General features: G+C 60.4%; 16 protein-coding genes. All 16 read left to right on the forward strand.

The window, feature by feature from the left end; translation table 11 throughout:
* Nucleotide 1 precedes the first annotated feature (1 nt).
* The 16 genes from fliH (at nt 2) to flhA (ending at nt 14,695) form a co-directional block, all read left to right on the forward strand.
* A complete protein-coding gene (gene fliH / locus AC3WP4_RS15195) occupies nt 2–802 on the forward strand; it encodes a flagellar assembly protein FliH (protein ID WP_102615896.1) in 801 nt (266 codons plus the stop codon).
* On the forward strand, nt 792–2,150 hold the full coding sequence (fliI, locus tag AC3WP4_RS15200; protein WP_074874549.1) for a flagellar protein export ATPase FliI: 1,359 nt from the start codon (nt 792–794) through the stop codon (nt 2,148–2,150). Before fliH ends, fliI begins: the two co-directional genes overlap by 11 nt.
* Before the next feature lie 6 nt (nt 2,151–2,156).
* A complete protein-coding gene (gene fliJ, locus AC3WP4_RS15205; RefSeq protein ID WP_033055981.1) occupies nt 2,157–2,606 on the forward strand; it encodes a flagellar export protein FliJ in 450 nt (149 codons plus the stop codon).
* A gap of 193 nt (nt 2,607–2,799) precedes the next feature.
* Complete coding sequence (locus tag AC3WP4_RS15210) at nt 2,800–3,099, forward strand: STAS domain-containing protein (protein ID WP_074874554.1); 300 nt, start codon at nt 2,800–2,802, stop codon at nt 3,097–3,099.
* Nucleotides 3,100–3,104: 5 nt separating this feature from the next.
* Entirely contained in the window at nt 3,105–4,811 is a 1,707-nt protein-coding gene (locus AC3WP4_RS15215) for an ATP-binding SpoIIE family protein phosphatase (RefSeq protein ID WP_102615895.1), read from the forward strand.
* Nucleotides 4,812–4,841: 30 nt separating this feature from the next.
* Nucleotides 4,842–5,210: an Hpt domain-containing protein gene (locus tag AC3WP4_RS15220; protein ID WP_074874558.1), complete on the forward strand. Its 369-nt coding sequence runs from the start codon at nt 4,842–4,844 to the stop codon at nt 5,208–5,210.
* Nucleotides 5,211–5,293: 83 nt separating this feature from the next.
* Nucleotides 5,294–6,646: a flagellar hook-length control protein FliK gene (locus AC3WP4_RS15225; protein WP_102615894.1), complete on the forward strand. Its 1,353-nt coding sequence runs from the start codon at nt 5,294–5,296 to the stop codon at nt 6,644–6,646.
* 229 nt (nt 6,647–6,875) lie between these two features.
* The gene (gene fliL, locus AC3WP4_RS15230; protein ID WP_074874562.1) at nt 6,876–7,376 is read left to right on the forward strand and encodes a flagellar basal body-associated protein FliL; all 501 of its coding nucleotides are present in this window, start codon (nt 6,876–6,878) and stop codon (nt 7,374–7,376) included.
* A gap of 9 nt (nt 7,377–7,385) precedes the next feature.
* On the forward strand, nt 7,386–8,354 hold the full coding sequence (fliM, locus tag AC3WP4_RS15235; RefSeq protein ID WP_008151077.1) for a flagellar motor switch protein FliM: 969 nt from the start codon (nt 7,386–7,388) through the stop codon (nt 8,352–8,354).
* Between the two features lie 72 nt (nt 8,355–8,426).
* On the forward strand, nt 8,427–8,885 hold the full coding sequence (gene fliN, locus AC3WP4_RS15240) for a flagellar motor switch protein FliN (protein ID WP_074880538.1): 459 nt from the start codon (nt 8,427–8,429) through the stop codon (nt 8,883–8,885).
* Entirely contained in the window at nt 8,886–9,344 is a 459-nt protein-coding gene (gene fliO, locus AC3WP4_RS15245) for a flagellar biosynthetic protein FliO (RefSeq protein ID WP_074874564.1), read from the forward strand. It begins immediately after the preceding gene.
* Entirely contained in the window at nt 9,344–10,102 is a 759-nt protein-coding gene (gene fliP / locus AC3WP4_RS15250; RefSeq protein WP_074874566.1) for a flagellar type III secretion system pore protein FliP, read from the forward strand. The genes fliO and fliP overlap by 1 nt, the downstream gene beginning before the upstream one ends.
* Complete coding sequence (gene fliQ / locus AC3WP4_RS15255; RefSeq protein ID WP_007948918.1) at nt 10,099–10,368, forward strand: flagellar biosynthesis protein FliQ; 270 nt, start codon at nt 10,099–10,101, stop codon at nt 10,366–10,368. The genes fliP and fliQ overlap by 4 nt, the downstream gene beginning before the upstream one ends.
* A 3-nt stretch (nt 10,369–10,371) precedes the next feature.
* On the forward strand, nt 10,372–11,154 hold the full coding sequence (gene fliR, locus AC3WP4_RS15260; RefSeq protein WP_074874568.1) for a flagellar biosynthetic protein FliR: 783 nt from the start codon (nt 10,372–10,374) through the stop codon (nt 11,152–11,154).
* A gap of 3 nt (nt 11,155–11,157) precedes the next feature.
* Nucleotides 11,158–12,297, forward strand: coding sequence for a flagellar biosynthesis protein FlhB (flhB, locus tag AC3WP4_RS15265; protein ID WP_102615893.1), 1,140 nt, complete (start codon nt 11,158–11,160; stop codon nt 12,295–12,297).
* Nucleotides 12,298–12,565: 268 nt separating this feature from the next.
* Nucleotides 12,566–14,695, forward strand: a complete 2,130-nt coding sequence (gene flhA / locus AC3WP4_RS15270; RefSeq protein ID WP_074874572.1) for a flagellar biosynthesis protein FlhA — start codon at nt 12,566–12,568, stop codon at nt 14,693–14,695.

Raw genomic sequence — 14,695 nt, forward strand, 5'->3', positions numbered from 1 at the left:
TATGTCGTCCAAACATGATGAGTCCAACACCGACCTGATCCGCGGCAAGGACGTCGGTGGTTTCGACGTCTGGTCGCTGCCCAGCTTCGACCCGTTCGTGCCGGAACCCGAGCCGGAACCTGAGCCCGAACCGCCGGAAATGGAAGAAGTGCCGCTGGAGGAAGTCCAGCCACTGACCCTCGAAGAGCTCGAAAGCATTCGCCAGGAGGCCTACAACGAAGGCTTCGTCACGGGCGAAAAAGAAGGTTTTCACAGCACCACGCTCAAGGTCCGCCAGGAAGCCGAGGTGGCCCTGGCCGCCAAGATTGCCGCTCTGGAGCAACTGATGGGGCATTTGTTCGAGCCTATCGCCGAGCAGGACACCCAGATCGAAAAGTCCCTGGTCGATCTGGTGCAGCACATCACCAAACAGGTGATTCAGCGTGAACTGGCCATCGACTCAACGCAGATCGAACACGTCATGCGCGAGGCCCTCAAGCTCTTGCCGCTGGGCGTGGGCAATGTGCGGCTGTACATCAATCCGCAAGATTTCGAACAGGTCAAAGCCCTGCGCGAACGCCATGAAGAAACCTGGCGCATCGTCGAGGACGAGGCATTGTTGCCCGGTGGTTGCCGGGTCGAGACTGAACACAGTCGCATCGATGCCACGGTCGAAACCCGCGTTGCGCGGGTCATGGACAAGCTCTTCGATCAGTTGCACGAACAGGCCTTGCACCCGGCCGAGCCGGATCTGAGCCTGGAACTGCCGATCAGCGACAAGCCAGCGGTCGAACCTGAACCGGACGCTCCCGATGCGCCTTGATCGCACCAGCTTCGCCAAGCGCCTCGGCAGCTACGCCGAGGCCACGGAGCTTGCAGGCGCGCCGATCCTGGAAGGCCGCTTGCTGCGCATGGTCGGCCTGACCCTCGAAGCCGAGGGCTTGCGCGCCGCCATGGGCAGCCGCTGCATGGTCATCAACGACGACAGTTATCACCCGGTGCAGGTCGAAGCCGAAGTCATGGGCTTTTCCGGCAGCAAGGTGTTTCTGATGCCGGTCGGCAGCGTTGCCGGCATCGCTCCCGGTGCCCGTGTGGTTCCTCTGGCCGATACCGGCCGTCTGCCAATGGGCATGAGCATGCTCGGGCGGGTGCTCGATGGCGCCGGTCGCGCGCTGGACGGCAAGGGCGGGATGAAGGCCGAAGACTGGGTGCCGATGGACGGCCCGACCATCAACCCGCTCAAGCGCGAACCGATCAGCGAGCCGCTGGACGTGGGCATTCGCAGTATCAACGGTTTGTTGACGGTCGGTCGCGGTCAGCGTCTTGGCCTGTTTGCCGGTACTGGCGTGGGCAAGAGTGTCCTGCTGGGGATGATGACCCGTTTCACCGAGGCCGACATCATCGTCGTCGGGCTGATTGGTGAGCGGGGTCGTGAAGTCAAGGAATTCATCGAGCACATCCTCGGTGAAGAAGGCCTCAAGCGTTCGGTCGTGGTGGCCTCCCCGGCGGACGATGCGCCGCTGATGCGCCTGCGCGCTGCGATGTACTGCACGCGAATCGCCGAGTATTTCCGTGACAAGGGCAAGAACGTCCTGTTGCTGATGGACTCGCTGACCCGTTTCGCCCAGGCCCAGCGAGAAATCGCCCTGGCCATTGGCGAGCCGCCAGCGACCAAGGGCTATCCGCCATCGGTGTTCGCCAAACTGCCGAAACTGGTGGAGCGGGCCGGTAACGCGGAGAAGGGCGGCGGTTCAATCACCGCGTTCTACACCGTACTGTCCGAAGGCGATGACCAGCAGGACCCGATTGCCGATGCCGCACGAGGCGTGCTCGACGGGCACATCGTGCTGTCCCGGCGCCTGGCCGAGGAAGGCCATTACCCGGCCATCGATATCGAAGCGTCGATCAGCCGGGTCATGCCGTCTGTGGTTACGCCCGAACACATGATGCGCGCCCAGTATTTCAAGCAGCTGTGGTCGCGTTATCAGCAGAGTCGAGACCTGATCAGCGTCGGCGCCTACGTCGCGGGTGGCGATCGGGAAACCGACCTGGCGATCTCGCTGCAACCGCAGTTGGTGAAATACCTGCGCCAGGGCCTGAACGACAGCATCAGCCTGGGCGAAAGCGAAGCCTATCTGGGCACGATTTTCGCTCCCGCGGCCGGCGGCTAACCGGTCATGGCCCAGAGCCGAGCCTCGCGCCTGGCCCCCGTGGTCGAAATGGCCGAAAAGGCCGAGAAAACCGCGGTCCTGCGTCTGGGGCACTTTCAGGGGCAGGTCCGACTGGCCGAAAGCAAGCTCGCCGACCTCGAAGCCTTTCGTCTCGATTATCAGGAGCAGTGGATCGTGCGCGGCAGCAGTGGCGTGTCGGGCCAATGGTTGCTGGGTTATCAAGGCTTCCTGGCGCAACTGGGGACCGCCATCGACCAGCAGCGGCAAAGCCTGGTATGGCATCAAAACAACCTGAACAAGGCACGGGAATCCTGGCAGCAGGCGTTTGCCCGGGTCGAAGGCTTGCGCAAACTGGTGTTGCGCTACATGGATGAGGCGCGGCGGCTGGAAGACCGACGTGAGCAAAAGCTGCTGGATGAGTTGTCCCAGCGGTTGCCGCGTCAGGATCCCTATTGAATCAGCTGGACCGCGTCATCGTTCTTCGCGGGCAAACCTCGCTCCTGCGGGTTTTGCAGCGTGAACAACACCGATCCTGCGCTCGCCCGCGAAGACGTCCTCCAGGATTGCGCCACTTACCAGCCTTGCCCCCATCCCTGCCAAGTGCTAAACCTTGTACACGTACGTTCACCAATGACAAGGAAGCCGTTAAATGTCAGTCGTTACAGAAGTCTCAAAAGATGGGCAAAAGCTGACGATATCGGTCAAGGGACGATTCGATTTCGCCAAGCATCAGGAATTTCGTGAGTCCTATGAGGACAAGAAACTCTCCGCAGTTGTCGTCGACTTGAAAGAAGCGACCTACCTCGACAGTTCGGCGCTGGGCATGTTGCTCTTGCTGCGTGATCACGCTGGTGGCGACAATTCCGATATTCGCGTCGTTAACAGTAGTACCGATGTGAAGAAGATCCTCGCCATCTCCAACTTCGACAAACTGTTCGACATCAGTTGAACGGCATGCAGTCGCCGTTCGAACCGCTGACGATCCTGATCGCCGAAGACAGCGCGGCCGATCGCATGCTGCTGTCGACCATCGTTCGTCGCCAGGGGCATGAGGTGCTGACGGCCGCCAACGGTGCCGAAGCCGTTGAAGCGTTTCGCCAGCAACGACCGCAACTGGTGCTCATGGACGCGATGATGCCGGTGATGGACGGTTTTGAGGCGGCCCGGCAGATCAAGGAGTTGGCCGGGGAAACCCTGGTGCCAATCATCTTCCTCACCTCGCTGACCGAAAGCGAAGCGCTGGCCCGCTGTCTGGAGGCCGGGGGTGACGACTTTCTGGCAAAGCCCTACAACCAGGTGATCCTCGGCGCCAAGATCAAGGCGATGGACCGCTTGCGACGATTGCAGGCCACGGTGTTGCAACAGCGTGACCAGATCGCCAGGCACCACGAGTACCTGCTCAACGAACAGCGCGTGGCCAAGGCCGTGTTCGACAAGGTGGCTCACTCCGGCTGCCTGAGTGCGCCGAATATTCGCTACCTGCAATCGCCTTATGCGTTGTTCAACGGCGATCTGCTGTTGGCCGCGTTCACCCCGGCCGGCGACATGCACGTGCTGCTCGGCGATTTTACCGGTCACGGTTTGCCGGCCGCAGTCGGTGCCATGCCCTTGGCTGAAGTTTTCTATGGCATGACCGCCAAGGGTTACGGCCTGTCCGAAACCCTGCGCGAGATGAATGCCAAGCTCAAGCGCATCCTGCCGGTGGATATGTTCTGTTGTGCAACGATGCTGTGCCTGAGTTTTCAGCGCCGCTCGGTGGAGGTCTGGAACGGCGGAATGCCGGACGGTTACCTGCACAGCATCGCCAGCGGCGAGCGAACGCCGCTGGCGGCTCGGCATTTGCCGCTCGGCGTGCTGAGCCCGCATTCCTTCGATGACCGCACCGAGGTGTTTCCGATGGCGGTCGGGGATCGGGTCTTCCTGTTGTCCGACGGAGTGATCGATACCTGCGATGACAACGAACAGCTGTTTGGAGTGGAGCGGTTGCAGCAGGTGTTTGCGGCCAATCGTCAGCCTGATGAGCTGTTCGAAGAGATCGAGCAGGCGTTGCGGGACTTTCGCGGCGAGGCCCGTGATGACGTGAGCATGGTCGAGGTCAGTCTGCTGGAGGCGGCACAACTGAGCCCGCCGGCGCTGGTGTATTCCGACAGTGGTCAGTCCTGCCCGCTGGACTGGTCAGTGAGTTTCGAATTTCGCGCCGCCACGCTCAAACGCTTCAATCCGCTGCCGTTTCTTCTGCAATTGCTGCTCGAGGTCCACGGTCTGCGGGCTCAGAGCGGGGCGCTCTACAGTGTTTTGGCCGAACTGTATTCCAATGCCCTGGAGCATGGGGTGCTGGGGCTGGATTCAAGTCTCAAGCGCGATGCCTCGGGTTTCACCCGCTATTATCAACAACGCAATACACGCCTGGACGGGTTGCAGGACGGCTATGTGCGGGTGCATTTGCAGGTAACACCCAAGGGCGAGGGCGGGTGTCTGATTGTTCGGGTTGAAGACAGTGGCAAGGGTTTCGATGTCGCACGAGTAATGGAACGCCCCGTCGACGGTGTCCGTCTGTCGGGGCGTGGCGTCAGTCTTATCCGTCAACTGGGCCACAACGCGAGTTGGTCCGATGATGGCCGAAGTGCCCGCGTGGAGTTTTTCTGGGAGGCTCTGGCATAATCCACGCATTCTTGATCAAGGAGTGAGCAAGTGGCTGACACACATCTGGACCGCGACATACTGAACGCGCTGCAAGAGGTGATGGAGGATGAGTATCCGATGTTGCTGGATACCTTTCTCGCCGACTCCGAAGAGCGTTTACGCATCTTGCGCAAGGCTGAAGATGCCGCGCAACTCATGAATGCCGCCCACAGCTTCAAGGGCAGCAGCAGCAACATGGGCGCTATTCACCTGGCTGAGTTGTGCCATGAGCTGGAGCAGCGCGCCAAGCAAAAAAGCCTCGCCGGCATTGAAAAGCTGGTAGACGAAATTGATGACGAATTTGCGTTTGTCCGGCCGCTCTATGAAGCAGAGCGTCAGCGCTCGATCTCTGGCAATGAGACCGTTCGGCGCTTTTAGCGCCAGTCACTCAAACCTGGCGCGACCTTTGCAATAATCTCCGTCAACTGTACCTACGATCCCAGTGCAGCGGAGACCGTTCCATGCCCGTTACCCCCAATATGCTCCTTCAGGCCGCCGCGCAGGCCAAGACTCAAGCCGCCTCCGCCAAAACACCGGCGCTGGCCGCTGAGCCTGGGGACAAGGCATCCAGCTTCGCTCAGGTCTACGCCAATCAAGCCCGGAACAAACCCTCTGCGGTGGGTGATGGATCGGCCAGGCCGATACACGATAAAGCGCCGGACAGCCCCGATAAAAAAGACGTCAGCAACGACAAGTCTGCCGCTCCGGAACCGGCGGTTGCCGATAGCGGCAAATCCTTGCCCGCCGATAAACCGGCGCAGGCTGACGACGAGGCCGCCAGCGATGAAGGAGCGGAGGCTGTGCAAACGCCGGTCGCTGATGCCGCGCCTGTTGACCCGACGCTGGATCCTGCGTTAATGCAGGCAGTACAGCCCGCGGCGCCAATGCCGCTACCGGCCGCTCCGCCCGTTGTGGTCACCCCACCACCGCAGGTCGAGGTGGCTGTGACGGCGGCAACGACTCCGGTCGTTGCAAGCACTGACACCGATTTCGATCCCGAAGCCGATCCCCTCGACGCACTGCCCGCCGTGCGCATGGCCATGGAGCAGGGCGGCCATATTTCGGTGGCGAGTCAGGCCCAGCCAACAGCGGCACCGACCTCGGCCCAGGCTCAGGCCGACGGCGAGTCGACCTCGGCGCAGAACTTCGCCGCCGGCATGGCGAGCATGCTCGATGTGCAAGCCGACAAGGACAGCACCGGCCAGGACGGCGACAAGGCCTTCAGTGGTCTTATCGATGACGGTCTCAAGGATCTGAAATCCGCCAGTAGCGATACCCGGGTCGACGATTTCGCCAACCGTCTGGCGGCACTGACCCAGGCGGTCACGCCGAAAACCGCCAACGCATTGCCGGTGAACCAGCCGATCGCCATGCATCAGAGCGGCTGGACCGAAGAAGTCGTGAACCGGGTCATGTACCTGTCCAGTGCCAATCTCAAGGCCGCCGACATTCAGTTGCAACCGGCGGAGCTGGGGCGGCTGGACATTCGGGTGAACATGGTTCCGGATCAGCAGACTCAAGTGACATTCATGAGTGCCCATCCAAGCGTCCGTGAAGCGCTGGACGGGCAGATGCATCGCTTGCGTGACATGTTTGCGCAACAGGGCATGGGCCAGGTCGACGTCAATGTGTCCGACCAGTCCCGCGGGTCGCAGCAAGGCCAGGATCAGGCTCAACAGAGTCAGGGGGGACGCACCAGTGCCAGTGGCGGTCGCCTTGATTCGATGGATGACGAGCTCACCCCAACCATTGCCGAAGTGGCGCCTGCGGCTACCAGCGTCATCGGCTCCAGCGCCGTCGACTACTACGCCTGATCAAATCAGGCATCAAACCCTGTGGGAGCGAGCCTGCTCGCGATGAGGCCATAACATTCAACATCGTCGTTGACTGTTACATCGCCATCGCGAGCAGGCTCGCTCCCACAGTGGTTTGTGGTGTGCTTCAGATTGCCGTCACCCATCTCCCTACAGACGCTTCTGGCATAACACTTGCTCTTGCCTTGCCGTGCGACTGTGAAAACCCGAATAGTGACGGATTATTGGCATGGCGAAGAGCGAAGCAGCAGTAAAAGACCCCGCAACCAAAGGCAAACTCAAGCTGATCATTGTGATCGTGGTGGCCCTGCTGCTGGCGATCGGTTTGTCCGTGGGAGCAACCTGGTTCTTCATGCACAGCGCCCAGAGCAAACCTGCCGACGCGGCTGAAACCGCCCCGGTCGGCAAGCAGCCAGCGATTTTCGAGCCCATGGCTCCGGCCTTCGTGGCCAACTACAACCAGAACGGTCGTCAGCGCTACATGCAGGTGAGCATCACCATGCAGGGTCGCAATCAGGCCGATCTGGACGCGCTCAAAGTCCACATGCCCGTCATCCGCAATAACCTGGTCATGCTGTTCTCGGGACAGGATTTCGCCACGCTGGCATCGCCGGTCGGCCAGGAAATGTTGCGTCAGAAAGCCACGGCCAGCGTCCAGGAAGTGGCGCAGAAAGAACTCGGCAAAGTGGTCATCGAACAGTTGCTTTTCACTAATTTCGTACTGCAGTAGGAACACGACATGGCCGTGCAGGACCTGCTGTCCCAGGATGAGATCGATGCGCTGTTGCATGGCGTCGACGATGGTCTGGTACAGACCGATACCGCTGCTGAACCCGGCAGCGTCAAAAGCTACGACCTGACCAGTCAGGATCGCATCGTCCGTGGGCGCATGCCGACCCTGGAAATGATCAACGAACGTTTCGCCCGTTACACCCGCATCAGCATGTTCAACATGCTGCGCCGCTCGGCGGACGTTGCCGTCGGTGGCGTGCAGGTGATGAAGTTCGGCGAATACGTGCACTCGCTGTACGTGCCGACCAGCCTCAACCTGGTCAAGATCAAACCGTTGCGCGGCACTGCGTTGTTCATCCTCGACGCCAAACTGGTGTTCAAACTGGTGGACAACTTCTTCGGCGGCGACGGCCGACACGCGAAGATCGAAGGGCGTGAATTCACCCCCACCGAATTGCGTGTAGTGCGCATGGTGCTGGAACAGGCCTTCGTCGATTTGAAAGAAGCCTGGCAGGCGATCATGGAAGTGAACTTCGAGTACATCAACTCGGAAGTGAACCCGGCCATGGCCAACATCGTCGGCCCGAGCGAAGCGATTGTGGTGTCGACGTTCCACATCGAACTCGATGGCGGTGGCGGCGACCTGCACGTGACCATGCCCTACTCGATGATCGAACCCGTGCGCGAAATGCTCGACGCCGGCTTCCAGTCGGACCTCGACGATCAGGACGAACGCTGGGTCAACGCCTTGCGCCAGGATGTGCTGGACGTTGACGTACCGATCGGTGCCACGGTTGCCCGTCGCCAGTTGCGCCTGCGGGACATTCTGCACATGCAGCCGGGCGACATTATCCCGGTCGAGATGCCGGACGAGATGATCATGCGCGCCAACGGCGTGCCTGCGTTCAAGGTCAAGATGGGGTCGCACAAAGGCAACCTCGCGTTGCAAGTGATCGAGCCGATCGAGCGCCGCTGACCGGCGCTCCCAACCCCCTGTGCTTTTAACTGACGGCTCCTGATTGAAGGGATGCCCGCCGAGGACAAATTGATGGCTAACGATATAAACACCCAGGACGACCAGGCGCTGGCTGATGAATGGGCTGCGGCCCTGGAAGAAACCGGCGACGCCGGGCAGGACGACATCGACGCCTTGCTGGCCGCCGACGCCGCCAGTTCGCCGTCCAACCGTCTGCCGATGGAAGAGTTCGGCAGCGTGCCGAAAAACCACGAACCGGTTACCCTCGACGGTCCGAACCTGGACGTGATTCTCGATATCCCGGTGTCGATTTCCATGGAAGTCGGCAGCACCGATATCAACATCCGCAACCTGCTGCAACTCAACCAGGGGTCGGTGATCGAGCTCGATCGCCTGGCCGGTGAGCCGCTGGACGTGCTGGTCAACGGCACGCTCATCGCCCACGGCGAAGTAGTGGTGGTCAACGAGAAGTTCGGCATCCGCCTGACCGACGTGATCAGCCCAAGCGAACGCATCAAGAAGTTGCGCTGAGTGAAAAAGGTTCTGGGGGGGTTGCCAGGGTTGGCGCTGGCCTTGCCGTTCAGCGTTATGGCTGCCGAGCCGGTGGCGACGGCTGCCAGCGCCGCCGCACCGGCGGTCAGCAGCGGTGTGGCCGGGCAATTGACGCAGTTGGTGTTCGGTTTGCTGCTGGTGCTGGGGTTGATCTTCTTCCTCGCCTGGTTGCTGCGCCGGGTCCAGCAGGCCGGGCCGGCCGGCAAAGGGCAGGTGATCGAGCTGATCGGTTCCCGCGCACTCGGCCCGCGTGACCGTCTGATGCTGGTGCAGGTCGGCAACGAGCAGATTCTGCTTGGCTTGAGCCCCGGCACCATCACCGCGCTGCACGTGCTCAAGGAGCCGGTGCAAGTGCCCGGCATTACTGAGAAAGCGACCCCCGAGTTTGCCCAGCGCCTGATGGAGCTGATGGGCAAGGATCATAAGGATAAGAAGTAATGGGTGCGCTACGCATCATCTTGACGCTGGCGCTGATGCTGGCCGCGCCACTGGCGTTCGCCGCCGATCCGTTGTCGATCCCGGCGATTACCCTGGGTACCAATGCCGAGGGTGCTCAGGAGTATTCGGTCAGCCTGCAAATCCTGCTGATCATGACCGCGCTGAGTTTTATCCCGGCGTTCGTCATGCTGATGACCAGTTTCACCCGGATCATCATCGTCTTCTCGATCCTGCGTCAGGCCCTGGGCCTGCAACAGACGCCGTCGAACCAGATCCTCACGGGCATGGCGCTGTTCCTGACCCTGTTCATCATGGCGCCGGTATTCGACCGGGTTAATCAGGATGCCTTGCAGCCGTATCTGGCGGAGAAACTCACCGCTCAAGACGCCGTGGCCAAGGCGCAGGTGCCGATCAAGGACTTCATGCTCGCCCAGACTCGCAGCAGCGATCTGGAGTTGTTCATGCGCTTGTCCAAACGCACTGATATCGCGTCGCCGGATCAGGCGCCGCTGACGATTCTGGTTCCGGCGTTTGTCACGTCCGAACTGAAAACCGCGTTCCAGATCGGTTTCATGATCTTCATTCCGTTCCTGATCATCGACCTGGTCGTGGCCAGTGTGCTGATGGCCATGGGTATGATGATGCTCTCGCCGCTGATCATTTCCCTGCCCTTCAAGATCATGTTGTTCGTGCTGGTGGATGGCTGGGCGTTGATCATCGGCACCCTGGCGAGCAGCTTCGGCGGTGTATCGCCATGACGCCGGAAGTTGCGGTAGACATCTTCCGGGAAGCGCTGTGGCTGACCACCATGATGGTTGCCGTGCTGGTGATTCCGAGTTTGCTTGTGGGCCTGTTGGTGGCGATGTTCCAGGCCGCGACCCAGATCAACGAACAGACCCTGAGCTTCCTGCCGCGTCTGCTGGTGATGCTGGTGACGTTGATCGTCGCCGGTCCGTGGCTGGTGCAGACCTTCATGGAATACATCCTGCAGTTGTACGGCAGTATTCCTCAGGTCATCGGTTAAACCATGTCGCTGCTCCAGCTGACCGATACCCAGATCAGTACCTGGGTGGCGACGTTCATGCTGCCGCTGTTTCGTATCGGCGCCTTGCTGATGGTCATGCCGGTTTTCGGCACGACCCTGGTGCCTACGCGAGTGCGCCTATATTTCGCCTTGGCGATTACATTGGTGATCGCCCCCGGCCTGCCGCCGATGCCGCCGGTCAATGCGCTGGACTTGAGCGGTTTGCTCCTGATTGCCGAGCAGATCCTCGTCGGTGCCGTGCTGGGATTCTCCTTGCAACTGTTCTTCCAGGCCTTTGTGGTCGCCGGGCAGATCGTCTCCATTCAGATGGGTATGGGTTTCGCTTCGATGGTCGATCCCACCAACGGTGTCTCGGTGGCGGTGATCGGGCAGTTCTTCACCATGCTGGTGACGCTGTTGTTCCTGTCCATGAACGGCCACCTGGTGGTGTTCGAAGTCCTTACCGAAAGCTTTACTACGTTGCCGGTCGGTAGCGGGTTGATGGTCAATCATTTCTGGGAACTGGCCGGCAAGCTCGGCTGGGTCCTCGGTGCTGCGCTGTTGCTGGTGTTGCCGGCAATCACCGCGTTGCTGGTGGTCAACATCGCCTTTGGCGTGATGACCCGGGCTGCGCCGCAGTTGAACATCTTTTCTATCGGCTTCCCGCTGACACTGGTGCTCGGGCTGTTCATCGTCTGGGTCGGGCTGGCGGACATTATCAATCAGTATCAACCGCTGGCCTCCGAGGCCTTGCAGTTGTTACGCGAACTGGCACGGGCGCGCTGAGTCATGGCTGAGAGCGAAAGCGGTCAGGACAAAACAGAAGACCCCACCGAGAAACGCAAGAAGGATTCTCGCGAGAAGGGCGAGATCGCGCGTTCGAAAGAACTCAACACCCTTGCGATCATGATTGCCGGATCCGTCGCGCTGCTGATTTTCGGCGGGGCGCTGGCGCAAGAATTGATGGAACTGATGCGGCAGAATTTCTCCCTGTCCCGTGAAGTCATTCTTGATCAGCGCTCCATGAGCACTTACCTGTTGAATTCAGGGCTGACAGCCTTGCTGGCGATTCAGCCGATCATGATCACCCTGGTGTTGGCAGCGTTGATCGGGCCGATCTCCCTGGGTGGATGGCTATTCGCAGCGGGGTCCCTGGCACCGAAATTCAGTCGGATGAACCCTGCCGCCGGCCTCAAACGAATGTTTTCGTTCAAGGCGGTGGCGGAGCTGCTCAAGGCATTTGCGAAGTTTTTGATCATTCTGGCTGTGGCCCTGCTTGTGTTGAAGTCAGACATCGATGACCTGATACGCATCGCTCACGAGCCGTTGGAGCTGGCCGTCATTCACTGCCTGCAGGTGGTGGGCTGGAGTACCTTGTGGATGTCCTGCGGGCTGATCGTCATCGCTGCAGTGGACGTGCCGGTGCAGCTTTGGGAAAGCCACAAGAAACTGCTGATGACCAAGCAGGAAGTGCGTGACGAGCATAAAGAAGCCGAAGGGCGACCGGAGGTCAAGCAGCGTATTCGCCAGTTGCAGCGCGAAATGTCCCAGCGCCGGATGATGGCGGCGATCCCCGACGCCGATGTGGTCATCACCAACCCTACCCACTACGCCGTAGCGCTCAAGTACGACCCGGACAAGGGTGGGGCGCCGATGCTGATTGCCAAGGGCAGCGACTTCCTGGCTTTGAAAATCCGTGAAATCGCGGTGGCCAACGAAGTGCTGCTGCTTGAGTCGCCGGCACTGGCGCGTTCGATCTACCACTCCACCGAGCTTGATCAGGAAATCCCTGGCGGGCTCTACCTTGCTGTCGCCCAGGTGCTCGCTTACGTCTACCAGATCCGCCAGCACCGTGCCGGCAAGGGTAAGCGCCCGGATCCGCTGAAGGGCGACCTGCCGATTCCGCCCGACCTGCGGCGCGACACCTGAGAGAGGCGCGTGTAGCAGCTGTCGAGCCTGCGAGGCTGCGTTCGGCTGCGCAGCAGCCGTGAAACTCTGGCGAGGACTTCGTCCTCGGACGCAGCCTCGCAGGCTCGACAGCTGCTACAGGCGTTGAGCGGCCGGACCAGGCACTGCAAATTCCTTGATAAACCCCTCTATTTCCCGCCTCTGCAAAAGTTGGAAGGCTTCTTGCAGTAGCCGCTCTGCGCCCGCTTCAGGCGTCAAAAAGTTTGCTTTAAAGGAACGGGGAAAACCGGTGGATCGCTCTCAGTTATTCAACACTGCACGCACAAACGTTGCCGACCTGAGTCGAGGCAATCTGGGTGTGCCGTTGTTGCTGCTGGTCATGCTGGCGATGATGATGTTGCCGGTGCCGCCGTTCCTGCTGGACGTGTTCTTCACGTTCAACATCGCGTTGTCGATTGTCGTGTTGCTGGTCTGTGTTTACGCGTTGCGGCCGCTGGATTTCGCGGTGTTCCCGACCATCCTGCTGGTGGCGACCCTGTTGCGACTGGCGCTGAACGTGGCCTCCACGCGGGTGGTGATGCTCCACGGTCAGGACGGCCATGCCGCCGCCGGTAAGGTGATCCAGGCCTTCGGCGAGGTGGTGATCGGCGGTAACTACGTGGTCGGTATCGTCGTCTTCGCGATTTTGATGATCATCAACTTCGTCGTGGTGACCAAGGGTGCCGGACGGATTTCCGAGGTGAGCGCGCGTTTCACCCTCGATGCGATGCCTGGTAAACAAATGGCGATCGACGCCGACTTGAACGCCGGTCTGATCGACCAGAACCAGGCCAAGCTGCGCCGGATGGAAGTGGCCCAGGAAGCCGAGTTCTACGGTTCCATGGACGGTGCCAGCAAGTTCGTTCGCGGTGACGCCATTGCCGGCCTGCTGATTCTGTTCATCAACCTGATCGGCGGCATGGCGGTCGGTATCTTCCAGCACGGCATGACCTTCGGCGATGCCGGTCGGGTGTACGCCTTGTTGACCATCGGTGACGGTTTGGTGGCGCAATTGCCATCACTGCTTTTATCGACAGCTGCGGCAATCATGGTGACCCGTGCTTCCGGCTCGGAAGACATGGGCAAGCAGATCAATCGCCAGATGTTCGCCTCGCCCAAAGCGTTGGCGGTGGCGGCGGGTTTGATGGCGGTGATGGGCCTCGTGCCGGGCATGCCGCACTTTTCCTTTCTCAGCATGGCAGCCCTGGCGGCGGGCGGCGCGTACCTGTTCTGGAAGAAGCAGAACGTGGTCAAGGTACAGGCCCTGCAAGAGGTCAAGCGTCAGCAGGAATTGCTGCCATCGCCGGCTCGCGCTCAGGAAACCAAGGAGCTTGGCTGGGATGACGTCACGCCGATCGACATGATCGGCCTGGAAGTCGGCTACCGACTGATTCCCTTGGTGGACCGTAATCAGGGTGGTCAATTGCTGGCGCGAATCAAGGGCGTGCGCAAGAAGCTGTCCCAGGATCTGGGCTTCCTGATGCCGACCGTGCATATCCGTGACAACCTCGACCTGGCGCCAAGTGCCTACCGCCTGACCCTGATGGGGGTGATCCTGGCCGAAGCGGAGATTTACCCGGATCGCGAGTTGGCGATCAACCCGGGCCAGGTCTACGGCACGCTCAACGGCATTACCGCCAAAGATCCGGCTTTCGGCCTGGAGGCGGTCTGGATCGAAATCAGCCAGCGTGCCCAGGCCCAATCCCTCGGTTACACCGTGGTCGATGCCAGTACGGTAGTGGCAACCCACTTGAACCAGATTCTCTACAAGCATTCGAGTGAGTTGATCGGTCACGAAGAAGTGCAGCAACTCATGCAATTGCTGGCCAAAAGCTCGCCAAAACTGGCTGAAGAACTGGTGCCGGGCGTGGTGTCGCTGTCGCAGCTGCTCAAAGTATTGCAGGCGTTGCTGGCCGAACAGGTGCCAGTTCGCGATATCCGCAGCATTGCCGAGGCCATCGCCAACAACGCCAGCAAGAGTCAAGATACTGCCGCGCTGGTGGCCGCGGTGCGCGTCGGCGTATCCCGTGCAATCGTCCAAAGCATTGTAGGCACTGACTCCGAGCTGCCAGTGATCACCCTGGAGCCAAGGTTGGAACAAATATTGCTCAATAGTCTTCAGAAGGCAGGACAAGGCTCGGAAGAGGGTGTTCTGCTGGAGCCAAGCATGGCTGAGAAACTGCAACGTTCGTTGATCGACGCGGCGCAGCGTCAGGAAATGCAAGGTCAACCGGTGATTCTGCTGGTCGCCGGTCCGGTTCGCGCGATGCTGTCGCGATTCGGCCGATTGGCAGTCCCGGGTTTGCATGTGTTGGCTTACCAGGAAATACCTGACAACAAGCAAGTGACCATCGTTGCGACAGTAGGGCCCAACGGCTGA

The sequence above is a fragment of the Pseudomonas sp. FW305-20 genome (assembly GCF_058788075.1).